This window comes from Amycolatopsis thermalba, assembly GCF_003385215.1.
Lineage (GTDB): Bacteria > Actinomycetota > Actinomycetes > Mycobacteriales > Pseudonocardiaceae > Amycolatopsis_E > Amycolatopsis_E thermalba.
In genome coordinates this window covers 1-16,175 of the sequence record NZ_PQHW01000001.1, presented here as the reverse complement: position 1 = coordinate 16,175, position 16,175 = coordinate 1, and the positions used below count along the sequence as shown (strand labels likewise).

Sequence of the window (16,175 nt, the reverse complement as noted above, 5' to 3'; positions counted from 1 at the left end):
TGGATCGGACTCGCCGGTCCCGCATCGCCTGCCGGGTCGAGGGATGCGAATGGGCCTTGTCCGTGACGACCATCTCGGGCCGGCACCGCGGACGGCCCGGCCCGGTCCGAGCCACCTGGATGCCATCCGGCAGCGGCAGCCTCAATCGGTGACCGGGCACTCCCTAGTCCACGATGTACCACTGGCCGTCGAGGTACTGCAGGGTGTAGTCGCCGAGGTCGTTCTCCGTGAAGGGCGTGTCCGCGCGCACCGCGGTGGCCGGGACCTCGATCCGGCCGGTGGTTTCGGTGACGGCCGCCCGGTCGACCGTCGCGGTGCGCAGGGCTCGCTTCTGCGCCGGCGAGATCATCTCGAAGGTGATCCGGAAGGTCTGCTCGCACGGCCCGAAGCCCTGGTCCTCGGCCTTCTTCGCGGCCGGGGCGGCGATCTCGCAGACCACCGCGATGTCCTCCCGGCCCAGCGCGTGCAGGAACTCCTCGAAGCGCCGGATGCCGTCGGGTGCGGCCGGGGCGGGTGGCGAGGGCGGTCGGTCCTGCTTGCGGTACAGCGTGGCCGACCCCGTCACGCCACCGCCGGTGTAGGTCATCTTCAGCGACTCGCCGTCCCGGTGGAGCGTCACCGTGCCCTCGGTGACGCAGTTGCCGGCCTCCTTCTCGAGGATCCGTTCGCGCAGCTCGAGCCACTGCCCGGTCGCGTCGGTCAGCTGGAGGACCCCGCTGCAGGCCAGGTGCGGATCGGGGTCCGTCCAGGTCGTGCGGTATTCGACCGCGTTCGACTCGCCGTCCAGGACCACCCGCATGTGGTACGGGCGCGTCGCCGGGGACTGCTCGACCGGGTCGCGGGTTTCCCAGGTCCCCGCGAACCCGTCCGGCAGCCGGGCGGGGACCGCGCAGCGGCGGTCGGTGAACACGTCGGCCAGCTGCCGTCCCGGGTAGGGGCCGGCCGGCCCGGAGAACCCGGGCACGAGCGACTGGGCGCCCCACGCGCCGCGGTAGCCGTACCACGGCTCGGCATCCAGCGCGCGGGGCTGCGTGTTCCACAGATCGCCCTGCGACGTCCAGTCGAAGGTGGCGCCGGAGACGTGCCAGCCCTTCGACGGGTACGACGCGTGCGATCCCCTGGCCGAGTACACGACCGGGTGGCCGTCCTCGTGGTCCAGCTCCGCCCAGGGCACCGAGCACGGGTCGGCGCCGTGGCCGAAGAAGGTCACCGCGACCGGCTCGCCGTGCCGCAACTGGACGGCCACGCGTTCCCAGTCGCCCTCGTGCGTGTTGCCGGCCGGGGTGCCCGCGGGCCGGAGTTCGTTGCGGCCGTAGAAGAACCAGTACACGAAGGCGGAGCGCGTGTCGTCGGCGCGGTGGTGTTCCCAGTACATCGGCGGGGGAGCGTCGTCGGGCTGGATGCCGTCCGGCGCGTCGAGGTAGAACCCGCCGTCGGCGTCCGGCGAAACCTCCGCGCCCGAGTGGCGGACGCAGGGGAAGACCGGCTTGGCCGGGGACGGGACACCGGGATCGGCGTCCTTGCGGTGCCGGTAGTCGCTCGTCCGGAGCTTGCCGGGGTCGACCGGATCGGCCACCGGTTCGGGGTCCACGCAGTCGTCGTGCTCGTACCGCAGCACCGACTGGCGGATGAACGCGGTCGCCGACATCGGGGTGAACCGCTCGTCCTCGGCGAGCCACACCCGCGGCGCGAACCGCGGCGCCGATGTCTCGTCCGTGCCGGCCGGGGTCGGGGCGGACGACTCCTTCGGACCCGGTTCGTCGTCCTGGCACGCCGTCAGCAGCGTCACGGCCAGCAGCGCCGCCCCCAGCATCGCACGCATCCGCCGCCCCCTCCGGTCACGCCGTTGCCGAGGACTGTACGCACCGGACGCAGCGGCCGTGCGTGTTTTCCGCCTATGTCCACTGCGGACGGTGCCCGGCTCAGGTCGCCGGGCGCTCCTTCCTCCGGCGGAGCGTGCGCTCGAGGATCCCGAGGGTGGCCTTGAGCGCGGCCGCGGAGACGACCGGGAAGGTGACGCGCCGCCGCCACTCCTCGCCGACCTGCGACCAGTCGTAGTACGACGTGACGAGGGTGCCGCCCTCGGCCGGCTCCAGCCGGTAGCCGTAGACGTGGCGCGCGTGCGGCGGCTGCGGCCCCTCGACGGTCCAGGCGATCTCCTCGTCCGGGACGAACGCGGTGATGACGACCTCGACGTCGTACTTGCCCAGCGGGACGTCCCCGAGCGCGTCCCGGTCCATGTGGACCACGAACCGGTCGCCGGCCCGCCGGACCGGTTCGCCTTCGGCGTCCATGAGCATTCCCGACGCGTCGATGTCCACGTGGCCCTTCGGGTCGGTCAGGACCGCGAAGACGGCGCCGGCGGGGGCGGGAACGAGCCGGGACACCTCGATCCGCTCGGTGGTGCCGCCCGGCGGCGGTGTTTCCGCCGTGGCGACCAGGACCGCGCGGCCGAGGACGTGCGAGGACATCACGAAGCCGAGCAGGGCCGGGGTGGCGTCGGCCGGGACGCCGACGGACTCCACGTCGAGGGCGTGCACCACGACGAAGTAGCGGTGCGGTCCGTGCCCGGCGGGCGGGGCCGCGCCGAGGAAGCGGGCCACCCGGGCGTCGTTGGGCAGCTGGAACGCGCCCGCGGGCAAGCCCTGACCGGTGTCGTCCCCGGCCCCCTCGGGCAGCTCGGTCACCGCCGCCGGGATGTCGGCGACCGCCCAGTGCCAGAACCCGGACCCGGTGGGGGCGTCGGGGTCGTAGACGGTGACGGCGTAGCTCTTGGTGCCTTCGGGGGCGCCGCTCCAGGACAGCTGCGGGGAGATGTCCTGGCCGCCGGGGAGGTCGGCGGAGAGCTGCGCGGGTGGCCAGGCGGCGCCGTCGGCGACGGTGGTGCTGGTGACGGTGAAGGAGGCTGCCCCGGGCAGGCGGGCGAAGGGGTCGTTGGTGATCGCATCGGTTGCCATGTGATCGATGATAGCGCAAATAATCGATTATTAGCTCGGTCATCTATAGTCGGTCCATGAGCGCGGGGAAGCAGATGCTGTCCGAGCAGGTGTACGTCCGCCTGCGGGAGGCGATCATGCGTGGCGACTACACCCCCGGGGCGGCCCTCAAACCGCACGAGCTGGCCGCCGAGCAGGGCGTGAGCCTGGCCGTCGTGCGCGAGGCGCTCGTGCGGGTCGTCGGCGACGGTCTCGCCGACCGGCTGCCCAACCGGGGTTTCGCCGTCCCGGCCTTCTCCGACCGGCGGTGGCAGGAGATCGCCGAGGCCCGCCGGACCGTCGAACCGGTCGTGCTGCGCCTGTCCATCGAGCGCGGCGACGTCGACTGGGAAGCCCGCGTGCGTGCCGCTCACCACCGTCTCGCCCGCACCCCGGCGTACCTGCCGGGCGACGGCGAGTACTACAGCGAGGAATGGTCCGAAGCCCACCGGGTCTTCCACCGGACCCTGCTGGAGGGATGCGGCAATCCCGTGCTGCTGGAGACGTTCGACCGGATGTGGACCGCGAGCGAACTGGCCCGGCGGTGGGCGGCGAGGCGCACCCCCGGCCGCGACGGCGGCGACGAACACCGCCGGCTGGAGGAGACCGCGCTCGCCCGTGACGCGGACGCCGCGGCCGAGGCGCTGGTGCAGCACCTCACCCTGACCGCGGCCGCGCTCCACGACTCGGCCAGGGGAGGCTGAGGAAACCGCGCCCCGGCGGACGCGGTGGGTTTTGCTTCAGTCCCGCGCTCGCCCGCGACGCCGCGGCCGCGCTCGACGACCCTGCTGGCGGAGGCTGAGGAAACCGCGCCCCGGCGGACGCGGTGGGTTTTGCTTCAGTCCCGCGCTCGCCCGCGACGCCGCGGCCGCGCTCGACGACCCTGCTGGCGGAGGCTGAGGAAACCGCGCCCCGGCGGACGCGGTGGGTTTTGCTTCAGTCCCGCGCTCGCCCGCGACGCCGCGGCCGCGCTCGACGACCCTGCTGGCGGAGGCTGAGGAAACCGCGCCCCGGCGGGCGCGGCGGGCGTTACTTCAAGCCCGCGCTCAGCGCCAGCGCCGCCGCCTCGCCGCGGGAGCTCACCTCCAGCTTCTGCAGCACCCCGGTGACGTGGAACTTCACCGTGCTCTCGGTGACGCCCAGCTCCGCCGCGATCGCCTTGTTGCGTTTGCCCTGCGCGAGCAGCGTCAGCACCTCCCGCTCGCGGCGGTTGAGGTTCGTCAGCCGCGTCTCGCCCGAGGACTCGGCCGGCGGGGCGAGCGGCAGCGAGATCGTGACGCGGCTTCCCCAGCCCGGGGCGGCGTCGATGTCCACCGTGGCGCCCAGCGTGCGCGCCCGGCCCTGCAGGCCGCGGCGCAGCCCCTCGGCGTCCAGCTCCCCGGACCCCTGGTCCCGCACGTCGACCACCAGCCCCGAACCGTCGCCGGACCAGGCGATCCGCAGCCGCGCCAGCCCGGGCTGGGCGGTGAACGCCAGCACCGCGGTCCGCGTCATCGCCCGGGCGGCGTAGGCGATCTCGCCCGGCAGCGACCCGCCGGCCGGGGCGACGAACTCGATCGGCGCCTCGTGGTGGCGCAGCATCCGCCGGATGTCCTCCCGCAGCCGGGCGAACGCCTCCGGCGCCGGCTCCTCGGACAGCGCCTGCTCCGACTTCTGCGCCGACCGCAACGCCAGCAGCGCCGCCGACGCCGAGTCCGCCGCCGCCAGCCGGGCACGGCCGTCGTCCAGCGCGCTGGACCGCAGCGTGGTCAGGATCGTCACCAGCGCCGCCTCGTGCGCGGCCGCCAGCTCGGCGATCGTCCGCTCCCGCTCGCTGGAGGCCGCGCGCGACTCGGCCAGGTAGTCCGGGCTGGCCTGGGCGACCTGCTGGCTGATCGACGTCACCACCAGGCCGAAGATCGCGGCCAGCAGCTCCGGCTCGGGCAGCCGACGCCGCGCCGCGCGGGGGACCAGCACCAGCAGTGTGCCGGCCGGATCGCGCACCACCCACACCGTCCGCGCCGCGCCCGCGATCGACGCGGTCGTGCTCACCGGACGGCCGGGCTCGACCGCCGCCTTCAGCGCCTCCAGCTCGCCGATGGTGACCTTGTTGATCATCTCCGTCGCGCCGGCCACCTTCCGCGGCCGCCCGGTGCACTCCCGGGTGAAGATGACCAGCGCGGTGTGCGGCCACCGCTCGGACAGCAACCGCGACAGGCGCCGGGCGATCTCGTGCAACGGCCCGTCCACGACCTCCCGCAGCGCCACCAGACCCGACACGGCATCCATCCGGCCACTCTAGCCGGAGGTCGAGGTTTTACTGGTCCGACGGCCAGGTCGCGCCGGCGCTCATCGGGGTTACCGTCGCCAACGGTATGCGTCACCGCGCATGCTTCTCCACCGAAAGGAACAGCCGATGCCACAGACGGTCCGCGGCGTGATCGCCCGCTCGAAGGGAGCTCCGGTCGAGCTCACCGACATCGTGATCCCCGATCCCGGCCCCGGTGAGGTCGTGGTCGCGATCGCCGCGTGCGGGGTGTGCCACACCGACCTGACCTACCGCGAGGGCGGCATCAACGACGAGTTCCCGTTCCTGCTCGGCCACGAGGCCGCCGGCACCGTCGAAAGCGTCGGCGAGGGCGTCGACTCCGTCCAGCCGGGCGACTACGTCGTCCTCAACTGGCGCGCCGTGTGCGGCCAGTGCCGCGCCTGCAAGCGCGGCCGCCCGCAGTACTGCTTCAGCACCTTCAACGCCACCCAGAAGATGACGCTGACCGACGGCACCGAGCTGACCCCGGCGCTGGGCATCGGCGCGTTCGCGGACAAGACGCTCGTGCACGCGGGGCAGTGCACCAAGGTCGACCCCGCCGCCGACCCCGCGGTCGCCGGGCTGCTCGGCTGCGGCGTCATGGCCGGCCTGGGCGCGGCGGTCAACACCGGCGCGGTGAGCCGCGGCGACTCCGTCGCGGTCATCGGCTGCGGCGGCGTCGGCGACGCCGCCATCGCCGGGGCCCGCCTGGCCGGGGCCAGCAAGATCATCGCGGTGGACCGGGACGCGAAGAAGCTCGACTGGGCGGTCGAACTGGGCGCCACGCACACGGTCAACGCCACCGACGCCGACGTCGTCGAGGCGGTCCAGGCCCTGACCGGCGGGTTCGGCGCCGACGTCGTTATCGACGCGGTGGGCCGCCCGGAAACCTGGAAGCAGGCCTTCTACGCGCGCGACCTCGCGGGCACGGTGGTGCTGGTCGGCGTGCCGACCCCGGACATGCGGCTGGAGATGCCGCTGCTCGACTTCTTTTCCCGCGGCGGCGCGCTGAAGTCGTCCTGGTACGGCGACTGCCTGCCCGAGCGCGACTTCCCGGTGCTGATCGACCTGTACCTGCAGGGCAGGCTGCCGCTGGACAGGTTCGTCACCGAGCGCATCGCGCTGGACGACGTCGAGAAGGCCTTCCACACGATGCACGCCGGTGAAGTGCTGCGCTCGGTGGTGGTCTGGTGAGCTTCCGCATCGACCGGGTCGTCACCTCCGGCGTCTTCGAACTCGACGGCGGCAGCTGGGAGGTCGACAACAACGTCTGGCTGATCGGCGACGACCACGAGGTGGTGGTGGTCGACGCCGCCCACGACGACAAGCCGATCGTGGAGGCCGTGGCCGGGCGCAAGGTGGTCGCGGTGATCTGCACCCACGGCCACAACGACCACGTCACCTTCGCCCCGCAGCTGGGCGAGCAGCTGTACGCGCCGGTGATCCTGCACCCGGCCGACCAGCAGCTGTGGGACATGACCCACGCCGGGCAGGCGTTCTGGAAGGCCGACGACGGTCAGCGCGTCGCCGTCGCCGGCACCGAGATCGAGCTGCTCCACACGCCGGGCCACTCGCCCGGTTCGGTGTGCCTGCACCTGCCCGAGGCGAAGGCGCTGTTCACCGGCGACACCCTGTTCGCCGGCGGGCCGGGCGCCACGGGCCGCTCGTTCTCCGACTTCCCGACGATCATCGGCTCGATCCGGGAGCGGCTGTTCAGCCTGCCCGAGGACACCCGCGTGCACACCGGCCACGGCGACGGCACCACCATCGGCGCCGAAGCCCCGCACCTGGCGGAGTGGATCGCCCGCGGCTACTGAGCCACGGGCTCCGCCGGGGCGGGCTTGCGGACGAACAACGCGGTCACCAGGGCGAGCACCCCGACGACACCGGCCACCAGGAACGCCGTGCGCAGGCCGGTGGCGTCGGGCGTGCCGGCCGGGTCGGCGCTGCCGAGCGTGGCCACGCTGACGAACACCGCGGTGCCGAACGCGCCCGCGACCTGCTGCACGGTCGCCAGGATCGCGCTGCCGTGCGAGTACAGGTGGTCCGGCAGCACACCCAGCGCCTCGGTCATCAGCGGGGTCATCATGAAGCCGAGGCCCGCCATCAGCAGCACGTGGATGACGATCACCGCGGCCAGCGGCGACCCCGGCCCGAGCAGCACGAACAGCCACATCGACACCGCCAGCGCCGCCGCGCCGGGGATCACCAGCGGCCGGGCGCCGAACCGGTCGAACAGCGCCCCGACCGGGCGGCCGAGCAGGCCGAGCGTCAGGCCGCCGGGCAGCACCGCCAGCCCGCTGACGAACGTGCTGGTGTGCAGCACGGTCTGCAGGTACAGCGGCAGCATGATCGAGGCGACCCCGAGCAGGCACACGAACAGCAGCGCGGCCAGCACCAGCGCCACGACGAAGCTGCGGTGGGTGAACGGCCGCAGGTCCAGCAGCGCCCGGTCCATGCGCTGCAGCCGGGTCTGCCGCCAGGTGAACACGGCGAGCAGGGCGAGCCCGACGGCGATCGTGAGCCACGGCGGCACCGGGGCGTGCCCGCCGCCCTCGCCGATGCCGGCCAGGCCGTAGAGCACGCCGCCGAACCCGAGGGCGGACAGCAGCACCGACGGGATGTCCAGCGGCACCTTGCGGGTGGCGCTGTCCAGGCGGAACCAGCCCGCGCCGATCGCCAGTGCGGCCAGCGCCAGCGGCAGCACGATCCAGAACATCCAGCGCCAGCCCAGCGACGCCAGCACCGCGCCGCCGATGGTGGGCCCGATGGCCGGGGCCACGGCGATCACGATGGTGATCGTGCCCATGGTCGCGCCGCGCTTGTGCGGCGGCACCAGGCGCATCACCGACGTCATCAGCAGCGGCAGCATCACGGCGGTGCCGCACGCCTGCACCACGCGCCCGGCCAGCAGCATGCCGAAGCCCGGCGCCAGGCCGCTGATCGCGGTGCCCACGCTGAACAGGGTCAGCGACGCGAGGAACACCTGGCGCGGGGTGAACCGTTCGAGCAGGAACCCGGTGGTCGGGATGACCACCGCCATGGTCAGCAGGAACCCGCTGGTCAGCCACTGCACCGTGGTGGTGGAGACGGCGAGGTCGGCGGTGAGGTCACGCAGCGCGACGCTGAGGATCGTCTCGTTCAGGATCATCACGAACGCGGAGACGACCAGGACACCGATGAGCAGCCCGGACCGCGGCGGCGCCTCGTGGACGGCGTCGGTCGGAGTGGTCGCGGGGGCGGCCATGGATGCACCTCACAGGAACGAGTGGTCGGGGTCGCGGCGTCGGCGCCGCCGGAACGGCCGCACCCCATCCCCCAGCAGGGCGGGCGAACACAGCCGAACCACTTATACGGTGCGAACGCACCACACGTCCACCGCATTCCGCAGCGCCGCCGGCCCGTCCGGCGGAGCCGGGCACGACGAAAAAACGCCGCGAGTCCACAGGGGACTCGCGGCGCTTCTCGCCGGCGAACCGTCAGGCGCGGGTCATCTTGCGCAGCACGTACTGCAGGATGCCGCCGTTGCGGTAGTAGTCCGCCTCACCCGGGGTGTCGATCCGGACCACGGCGTCGAACTCCACCTTGGTGCCGTCCTGCTTCGTCGCGGTCACCTTGACCGTCCGCGGCGTCTCGCCCTCGTTGAGCTTCGTGACGCCTTCGAAGTCGAACGTCTCGGTGCCGTCCAGCCCCAGCGACGAGGCCGACTCGCCCGCCGGGAACTGCAGCGGGATGACCCCCATGCCGATCAGGTTGGACCGGTGGATCCGCTCGAACGACTCGGCGATCACGGCGCGCACGCCGAGCAGCCGGGTGCCCTTGGCGGCCCAGTCCCGCGACGACCCCGAGCCGTACTCCTTGCCGCCGAGCACGACCAGCGGGATGCCGGCCTCGGCGTAGTTCTGCGCGGCGTCGTAGATGAACGCCTGCGGGCCGCCCTCCTGCGTGAAGTCGCGGGTGTAGCCGCCCTGCACGTCGTCCAGCAGCTGGTTGCGCAGCCGGATGTTGGCGAAGGTGCCGCGGATCATCACCTCGTGGTTCCCGCGCCGGGAGCCGTAGGAGTTGAAGTCCTTGCGGTCCACCCCGTGCTCGGCCAGGTACTTCCCGGCCGGCGAGTCCGCCTTGATGGCACCGGCGGGGGAGATGTGGTCGGTGGTCACCGAGTCGCCCAGCTTCGCCAGCACGCGGGCGCCCGTGATGTCCGTGACCGGCTCCGGGTCGGCCTGCATGCCCTCGAAGTACGGGGGCTTGCGCACGTAGGTCGATTCCGGGTCCCAGGCGAAGGTCTTGCCCTCCGGGGTGGGCAGCGACTTCCAGCGCTCCCCGCCGTCGAACACGTCGGCGTAGTCCTTGGTGAACATCTCCTGCGTGATCGCCGAGTCGATGGTCTGCTGGATCTCCTGCGGCGACGGCCAGATGTCGCGCAGGAACACGTCGTTGCCGTCCGAGTCCTGCCCGAGCGGCTGCTCCTCGAAGTCGAAGTCCATCGTGCCGGCCAGCGCGTAGGCGATGACCAGCGGCGGGGACGCCAGGTAGTTCATCTTGACGTCCGGGTTGATGCGGCCCTCGAAGTTCCGGTTGCCGGACAGCACCGACACGACCGTCAGGTCGTTCTCCTGCACCGCGGCCGAGATCTCCTCGGGCAGCGGGCCGGAGTTGCCGATGCAGGTGGTGCAGCCGTAGCCGACCAGGTGGTAGCCCAGCTTCTCCAGGTACGGCCACAGGCCGGCCTTCTCGTAGTAGTCGGTGACGACCTGCGAGCCCGGCGCCATCGACGTCTTGACCCACGGCTTGACCGACAGGCCCTTCTCCACCGCGTTGCGGGCCAGCAGGGCGGCGCCCAGCATCACCGACGGGTTGGAGGTGTTGGTGCACGAGGTGATCGAGGCGATCACCACGGCGCCGTGGTCCAGCACGAACTCGCCACGCTCTTCCGAACGCACCGTGACCGGCTTGGACGGGCGGCCCGAGGCGCCGTTGGCGGCGGAGGCCACGACCGGCGCGGCCTCTTCGTCGGCGAAGGACAGGCTCGGCGCGTCACTGGCCGGGAACGACTCCTCGACCTTCTCGTCGACCTTGGTGTGCGGAGTCGGGTGCTGCTCCTCGACGTAGTCGTGCACCGACTTGCGGAACGCGGACTTGGCGTCGGTCAGCTCGATGCGGTCCTGCGGGCGCTTCGGGCCGGCGATCGACGGCACCACCGTCGACAGGTCCAGCTCCAGGTACTCGGAGTAGGACGCCTCGCGGCTCGGGTCGTGCCACAGGCCCTGCTCCTTGGCGTAGGCCTCGACCAGCGCGACCTGCTCGGCCGAGCGGCCGGTGAGCTTGAGGTAGCGGATCGTCTCGTCGTCGATCGGGAAGATCGCCGCGGTCGAGCCGAACTCCGGGCTCATGTTGCCGATGGTGGCGCGGTTCGCCAGCGGTACCTGCGCGACCGACTCGCCGTAGAACTCGACGAACTTGCCGACCACGCCGTGGCGGCGCAGCATCTCGGTGATCGTCAGCACCACGTCGGTCGCGGTCACGCCGGCCGGGATCTCGCCGGTCAGCTTGAAGCCGACCACGCGCGGGATCAGCATCGACACCGGCTGGCCCAGCATCGCGGCCTCGGCCTCGATGCCGCCGACGCCCCAGCCCAGCACGCCCAGGCCGTTGACCATGGTGGTGTGCGAGTCGGTGCCCACGCACGAGTCGGGGTAGGCCTGGCCGCCCCGGGCCATCACCGTGCGGGCCAGGTGCTCGATGTTGACCTGGTGCACGATGCCGGTGCCCGGCGGGACGACCTTGAACTCGTCGAAGGCGCCCTGGCCCCAGCGCAGGAACTGGTAGCGCTCGCGGTTGCGCTCGTACTCGATCTCGACGTTGCGCTCGAACGCGTCCGCGCGGCCGAACACGTCGATGATCACCGAGTGGTCGATGACCAGCTCGGCCGGGGCGAGCGGGTTCACCTTGTCCGGGTCGCCGCCGAGGTCGGTGACGGCCTCGCGCATGGTGGCCAGGTCGACCACGCAGGGGACACCGGTGAAGTCCTGCATGATCACGCGGGCCGGGGTGAACTGGATCTCGATCGACGGATCGGCGGCCGGGTCCCAGTTGCCCAGCGCGCGGATGTGGTCGGCGGTGATGTTCGCGCCGTCCTCGGTGCGCAGGAGGTTTTCGAGCAGGATCTTCAGGCTGTAGGGCAGCTTTTCGGACCCGGACACCTTGTCCAGGCGGAACACCTCGTAGGAGGCGTCACCCACCTTCAAGGTGTCACGGGCGCCGAAGCTGTCCTTGCTGGCTGGTGCGGTCACGTCTAACTCCCTGGGCAGGGTCGTCGCCGTCAGTTCGGTTCGGGTCTGTCTGTCGCGAGTCTGGCGCACGCGGCTCGCGTCCGCAGACGCGGGGACGGCGCAGGCTCCCACGCCCCAAACAGTACGCTTGTCCTTTTTTGACTTCAACGCGACCCGCCCAGGCGGCGGTGTGATCTCCTTCGCGCTACTCCGCCAGGCGCAGCAGCGCGTCGATGTCCTCCGGCTGCAGGCTGCGCAGCACGGTCAGGCCCAGCTCGTTGAACGTGCGCAGCGGGCTGACGTAGTGCTGGCCGGCGACCTCGGTGGTGACCACGCCGAGACCCTGGCCCAGGATGCCGCTGGACAGGTGCCGCAGCACCTGCGTGACCTCCTCGGGCACCGACGAGCCGATCTCGCTCTCGATGTTGTCGGTGACGAAGTCGGCGCACAGCTCCTCGGTGCGGCCCTCGCCGGTGGCCTCGTAGCAGTCGCCCTTCTTCGTCACCGTGTAGGTCTCGCCGGCGGGGCTCTCGATCTGCACGTGGGTCACGGTGGCGCGGGTGCCGCCGGGCACCGCGGAGGTCTCGGTCCGCAGGTCGAGCAGCTTCGCGCCGCTGGGCTCGGCGTCCTCGGCCGCGGCCGCGACGAGCGCGGGGCCGGCGTCGTGCAGGACGGCCATCTCGTCCGGCGGCAGCAGCTCGATGACGCGCGTGACGTCGGCGTCCAGCGCGGCCTGCACGAGCTGCTTGACGGCCTCGTTCGGGCTGTTCGCGCCGCGCGCCGGGATGGAGGTGGTCGGCCACGGCTCGTTCTCGTCCCGCAGCGCGTAGTCGGCCATCGTGTAGAGCAGGCTCGGGTACCACTCGCCGTCGACCTTCACGGTCGCGATGCGGATCGGCTCACCGGAGTCGGCGACCTCCTCGGCGATGTCGATCGTCTCGGTCTGCGGGCCCTCGCCGGCGGGCATCTGCTCCATCAGCCGGTCCGACAGCGGCAGCTTCGACGGGTCCGCGGTCACCGTGATCGTGCCGCCGGTGAGCTTGGTGATCGTCAGGTGGTCGTTGACCTGCTCGGCCGCGGCCTCGTCGAAGGTCAGGTTCTCGGCCTTGACCTGCATGCCGGTCAGGGCCTGCGGGTTCGCGTCCGGCTTGAGGATGCCCAGCCGCTTGAGTTCGTCGGTGGTCTGCCCGATCGGCTCGGTGAGCAGCTTCGCCTCGGCCGGCGCGAGGGCGCCGACCATGCCGACCACGTCGTTGCCGCTCAGCGCGGTCGCGAGGTTGCGCGCCGCCTCGGTGGGGGTGGCCGCACCGGCGGCGACCGAATCGCGCTGCGACAGCGCGAACCACGTACCGCCGCCGCCGAGCAGCACGACCAGCGCGACCACCAGCCCGATGATCAGCCCGCGGCGGCCCTTCTTCGGCGGCTGCTGCGGCGGCAGCTGCTGGAAGGGCTGCGTGTACGGCTGCTGCGGGTACTGCTGCTGTGGGTACTGCTGCTGTGGGTACGGGGGCTGCTGCCCGTACGGCTGCTGGGGGTACTGGTTCTGCTGGTACGGCCACTGACCGTCCTGGGGAGGCATGCTCACCGTGTCCTACCTGCTCTCGCCGTGATGAAGGTGCCGACCGCGCCGGCCAGCGCGAGGGCGGATCCGCCCAGCGTGGTCACCGGCCCGGCCAGGGAGACGGAGACCACGCCCGTGGTTCCGCCCGCTTGGACGGTGGCGATCAGCGCGACGGTTCCCCCGGTAATCGCCAGGATCGCCGTCAACGTTGCGCCCGTGCGCGCCAGACCGCAGACCAGCAGCACCAGGCACACCGCCGCCAGCGCCGGAACCGCCACCCACGCGCGCAGCCCCGTGCCGGCGAGCGGGTCGTCGAGCAGCGCCAGCCGGTCGGCCAGCCCGGTCGCCGCGTAGCTGCTCCGGCTCACCGACCCGGACCGGAACCAGGGCAGGAACGTGCCCGCCACCACCAGGACCAGGCCCAGCGCGGCGACGGCGGGGCCAATCCGCGATCTCTGCACGCACCTCGGACGCACCGGAACGTCCGGAGGATCCCCGGTTGGGGTGAAAGTTGTCGCTGTGCAGTGTGTGACACCTGGTCTGCGAGTGACTCGGGTGGCACAGTCTCGGGTGCAGTGGGGACGTGTGCGTGGAGGGAGTCGAGGGCGTGGGTGACCAGGGCCGGAGGGCGCGCCGCTGGATGGGGATCGGCGCACTGGCGCTCGTGGCCGTGTCGGTCGCGACCGGGCCGGCCACCGCCGTGCCCCCGCCGCCGCCCAACCCGAGCGACTCCGAGATCAGCGCGAGCCGGCAGGACGCGAACGCCAAGGCCGGCGAGGTCGGGCAGCTGACCAACCAGCTCGCCGAGGCCGAGTCGCGGCTCGCCGAGCTGCAGAGCACGGTCGAGCTGCGCATGGAGGAGGCCAACAAAGCGCTGGTCGACCTGCAGGCCGCGCAGGAGGCCGCCGATCAGGCGCAGCGCGACGCCGACGCGGCCAAACGCGAGGCCGACGCCGCCCAGGCCCAGATCGACGCGGCGCGGGCGAATCTCGACGCGTTCATCTCCAGCAGCTACCAGCAGGGCAGCACCATGGGGTCGATCTCGGCCTACCTGGGCGCCTCCAGCCCGAAGGACCTCCTGTCCCGCGCGCAGCTGCTGGAAGCCGTCAGCGGCAGCCAGCTCAACGCGCTGGAGATGATGCAGCAGGCGCAGACCGACAAGTCCAACAAGGACGCCGCCGCCCGCCAGGCCCTGCAGCTGGCCCAGCAGGCGCAGGACCAGGCCGCGCAGGCCAAGATCACCGCCGACTCCGCGCAGGCCGCGGCCGTGCAGGCCCAGCAGAGCCAGGCCGCGCAGAACGCGCAGCTGGTCGCGCAGAAGACGACGGTCGAGCAGCAGCTGTACCAGGCGCAGCAGCGGGTCAGCGGGCTGCAGGGGCTGCGGCAGCGTTACGAGGACTGGCTCGCGCAGAAGCAGCGCGAGGACGAGGAGCAGGCGCGGCAGGCGGCGCTGGCCGCGGCGAACGCGTCGTCGTCGTCCTCCTCGTCCGCGTCGTCGGGCGGGGGTGGCCGTCCGGCCCCGGCGCCGGCCGTGTCCGGGTCGTCGTCGCAGGTCATCGAGCGGGTGATCGCGCGGGCCATGTCGCAGCTCGGGATGCCTTACGCGTGGGGCGGCGGCAACGCCTACGGCCCCACGCGCGGCATCCGGGACGGCGGCGTGGCCGACGCCTACGGCGACTACCGCAAGGTCGGGTTCGACTGCTCCGGGCTGATGATCTACGCCTTCGCCGGGGTGAAGTCGCTGCCGCACTACAGCGGCTACCAGTACACGTCCGGGCGGCGCGTGCCGCTGGCGCAGATGCGGCGCGGGGACATGCTGTTCTGGGGCCGCAGCGGCATCCACCACGTGGCGCTGTACCTCGGCAACGGGATGATGATCGAGGCGCCGCAGTCCGGGCTGACCGTGCGGGTCACCCGGGTGCGCTACGGCGACATCATGCCGTTCGCGACCCGTCTGGTCGGCTAGTCAGGAAGTCCAGCACCGGCCGGGTCTGTCCGAGGATCGAGTGCGCGACCTCGGGCAGCAGGGTGACGGTCGCGTGCGGCACGGCGCGCTCGATCCGCCGCGCGGTGTCGCGGGAGTCGAACATCGCGTCGCGTCCGCCGACGATCACCAGCACCGGCATGGTCAGCTTCCGCAGGGCCGCGTCACCGAACACCGGCAGCCGGTCCCGGCGGGGAAGGAAGTGCGTGAACATCAGCGTGAGGTAGTCGGCGACCTCGGGGTTTTCGCGCGGGTCGACTCCGGCGACCGCCTTGATCGACCGGCGGGTGCCCCACTGCCCGAACGGCTTGTAGAACAGGGCTTTGAGCAGGAATCCGATCTTCTGCCGCCCGACGCCGCCCGGGCACAGCAAGGCGAGCCGCTCGACCCGCTCGGGCCGCCGCGTCGCGTAGTCCAGGGCCAGCCACCCGCCCAGGGAGGCCCCGGCGATGGCCACGCGGTCCAGGTTCAGGTGGTCCAGGACGCCGTCGAGCCAGGCCGCGTAGGCGGGGGAGCCCAGCGGCGGGCGCGCGGGCGCGGACAGGCCCGGTTCGCCGATCAGGTCGACGGCGTGGACGCGGAAGTGCTTCGCCCACACCGGCACGTCGGCGGCCCACATCGCCGCGTTGGAGCCCGAGCCGTGCAGCAGCACGAGCGGCGGGGCCGTTTCGGGGCCGCAGGTGAGGACGAAGGTGTCGCCCTCGCGGGTCGGGACGTGCCGGCGCTCGGCGGGGACGGGCCAGGCGGCGAGGGCCTGCTCGTAGCGGCGGAGGATCTCCCGCTTACCGGTGTCGGACTTGTAGATCACGGTCATATCGGTACCTTAACAGCCCTTCTAGAGGGAAGATAGGTAATAATGCGGAGTGTTTGGGTGCCGGGATAGGCTGGGCTGATGAGCGACCTGGCCGCCGTCGTGCTCGCGGGGGGTTTCGCTCGCCGTCTGTCCGGTGTGGACAAGCCCATGCTGGTGGTCGGCGGGAAACCCTTGCTGCACCGGGTGATCGCCGCGGTGGGCGGGGCCGACCCGGTCGTCGTGGTGGGGCCGGCGCGGGACGGGGTCGCCGGGGTGCGCTGGGCCCGCGAGGATCCGCCGGGG

The 16,175-nt window shown here is 72.2% G+C and carries 13 protein-coding genes; 5 read left to right on the top strand and 8 right to left on the bottom strand.

The genetic code is table 11. The features are described 5' to 3' along the window. Positions 1 to 163: 163 nt before the first annotated feature. Both D0D15_RS00065 and D0D15_RS00060 read right to left on the bottom strand, forming a co-directional pair. Positions 164 to 1,822 (bottom strand): hypothetical protein, encoded by a 1,659-nt coding sequence (locus D0D15_RS00065; protein WP_143266124.1) that lies wholly within the window; start codon positions 1,820 to 1,822, stop codon positions 164 to 166. A gap of 100 nt (positions 1,823 to 1,922) precedes the next feature. Then, positions 1,923 to 2,957: a YbhB/YbcL family Raf kinase inhibitor-like protein gene (locus D0D15_RS00060; RefSeq protein WP_094002826.1), complete on the bottom strand. Its 1,035-nt coding sequence runs from the start codon at positions 2,955 to 2,957 to the stop codon at positions 1,923 to 1,925. A 74-nt stretch (positions 2,958 to 3,031) separates the two neighbouring features. On the opposite strand from D0D15_RS00060, the gene D0D15_RS00055 reads away from it, so the two are divergent. After that, positions 3,032 to 3,679 carry a GntR family transcriptional regulator gene (locus D0D15_RS00055; RefSeq protein ID WP_162830479.1) on the top strand — a complete coding sequence of 216 codons (648 nt, stop codon included), beginning with the start codon at positions 3,032 to 3,034 and terminating at the stop codon, positions 3,677 to 3,679. Positions 3,680 to 4,004: 325 nt separating this feature from the next. On the opposite strand, the gene D0D15_RS00050 is transcribed toward D0D15_RS00055, so the two are convergent. Beyond that, positions 4,005 to 5,243, bottom strand: a complete 1,239-nt coding sequence (locus D0D15_RS00050) for a helix-turn-helix transcriptional regulator (protein WP_094002865.1) — start codon at positions 5,241 to 5,243, stop codon at positions 4,005 to 4,007. 127 nt (positions 5,244 to 5,370) lie between these two features. Here D0D15_RS00050 and D0D15_RS00045 point away from each other — a divergent pair, with 127 nt between their 5' ends. Both D0D15_RS00045 and D0D15_RS00040 read left to right on the top strand, forming a co-directional pair. After that, the gene (locus tag D0D15_RS00045; RefSeq protein ID WP_094002866.1) at positions 5,371 to 6,456 is read left to right on the top strand and encodes an S-(hydroxymethyl)mycothiol dehydrogenase; all 1,086 of its coding nucleotides are present in this window, start codon (positions 5,371 to 5,373) and stop codon (positions 6,454 to 6,456) included. Beyond that, entirely contained in the window at positions 6,453 to 7,079 is a 627-nt protein-coding gene (locus D0D15_RS00040) for an MBL fold metallo-hydrolase (protein ID WP_094002867.1), read from the top strand. The genes D0D15_RS00045 and D0D15_RS00040 overlap by 4 nt, the downstream gene beginning before the upstream one ends. On the opposite strand, the gene D0D15_RS00035 is transcribed toward D0D15_RS00040, so the two are convergent. The 4 genes from D0D15_RS00035 to D0D15_RS00020 all read right to left on the bottom strand — a co-directional run bounded on the left by D0D15_RS00035 (position 7,073) and on the right by D0D15_RS00020 (position 13,556). Beyond that, positions 7,073 to 8,509, bottom strand: a complete 1,437-nt coding sequence (locus tag D0D15_RS00035; protein WP_094002868.1) for a DHA2 family efflux MFS transporter permease subunit — start codon at positions 8,507 to 8,509, stop codon at positions 7,073 to 7,075. The genes D0D15_RS00040 and D0D15_RS00035 overlap by 7 nt on opposite strands. Before the next feature lie 232 nt (positions 8,510 to 8,741). Beyond that, the gene (locus D0D15_RS00030; RefSeq protein ID WP_094002869.1) at positions 8,742 to 11,555 is read right to left on the bottom strand and encodes an aconitate hydratase; all 2,814 of its coding nucleotides are present in this window, start codon (positions 11,553 to 11,555) and stop codon (positions 8,742 to 8,744) included. 184 nt (positions 11,556 to 11,739) lie between these two features. Beyond that, on the bottom strand, positions 11,740 to 13,113 hold the full coding sequence (locus D0D15_RS00025) for a flagellar basal body protein FliL (protein WP_233157003.1): 1,374 nt from the start codon (positions 13,111 to 13,113) through the stop codon (positions 11,740 to 11,742). A 2-nt stretch (positions 13,114 to 13,115) separates the two neighbouring features. Then, the gene (locus D0D15_RS00020) at positions 13,116 to 13,556 is read right to left on the bottom strand and encodes a hypothetical protein (protein ID WP_115944117.1); all 441 of its coding nucleotides are present in this window, start codon (positions 13,554 to 13,556) and stop codon (positions 13,116 to 13,118) included. Positions 13,557 to 13,735: 179 nt separating this feature from the next. On the opposite strand from D0D15_RS00020, the gene D0D15_RS00015 reads away from it, so the two are divergent. Continuing rightward, positions 13,736 to 15,061 (top strand): NlpC/P60 family protein, encoded by a 1,326-nt coding sequence (locus D0D15_RS00015; protein WP_162830478.1) that lies wholly within the window; start codon positions 13,736 to 13,738, stop codon positions 15,059 to 15,061. Here the strand turns inward: D0D15_RS00015 and D0D15_RS00010 are convergent. Continuing rightward, on the bottom strand, positions 15,030 to 15,893 hold the full coding sequence (locus tag D0D15_RS00010) for an alpha/beta fold hydrolase (RefSeq protein ID WP_094002873.1): 864 nt from the start codon (positions 15,891 to 15,893) through the stop codon (positions 15,030 to 15,032). The genes D0D15_RS00015 and D0D15_RS00010 overlap by 32 nt on opposite strands. A gap of 78 nt (positions 15,894 to 15,971) precedes the next feature. On the opposite strand from D0D15_RS00010, the gene mobA reads away from it, so the two are divergent. Continuing rightward, the coding region (gene mobA / locus D0D15_RS00005; RefSeq protein ID WP_162830475.1) for a molybdenum cofactor guanylyltransferase at positions 15,972 to 16,175 on the top strand (204 nt) is incomplete at its 3' end.

Excerpts from the sequence above, each read along its gene's own strand:
- D0D15_RS00065 (WP_143266124.1), bottom strand. The coding sequence starts at position 1,822 with ATGCGTGCGATGCTGGGGGCGGCGCTGCTGGCCGTGACGCTGCTGACG.
- D0D15_RS00060 (WP_094002826.1), bottom strand. The coding sequence starts at position 2,957 with ATGGCAACCGATGCGATCACCAACGACCCCTTCGCCCGCCTGCCCGGG.
- D0D15_RS00055 (WP_162830479.1), top strand. The coding sequence starts at position 3,032 with ATGCTGTCCGAGCAGGTGTACGTCCGCCTGCGGGAGGCGATCATGCGT.
- D0D15_RS00050 (WP_094002865.1), bottom strand. The coding sequence starts at position 5,243 with ATGGATGCCGTGTCGGGTCTGGTGGCGCTGCGGGAGGTCGTGGACGGG.
- D0D15_RS00045 (WP_094002866.1), top strand. The coding sequence starts at position 5,371 with ATGCCACAGACGGTCCGCGGCGTGATCGCCCGCTCGAAGGGAGCTCCG.
- D0D15_RS00035 (WP_094002868.1), bottom strand. The coding sequence starts at position 8,509 with ATGGCCGCCCCCGCGACCACTCCGACCGACGCCGTCCACGAGGCGCCG.
- D0D15_RS00025 (WP_233157003.1), bottom strand. The coding sequence starts at position 13,113 with ATGCCTCCCCAGGACGGTCAGTGGCCGTACCAGCAGAACCAGTACCCC.
- D0D15_RS00015 (WP_162830478.1), top strand. The coding sequence starts at position 13,736 with ATGGGGATCGGCGCACTGGCGCTCGTGGCCGTGTCGGTCGCGACCGGG.
- D0D15_RS00010 (WP_094002873.1), bottom strand. The coding sequence starts at position 15,893 with ATGACCGTGATCTACAAGTCCGACACCGGTAAGCGGGAGATCCTCCGC.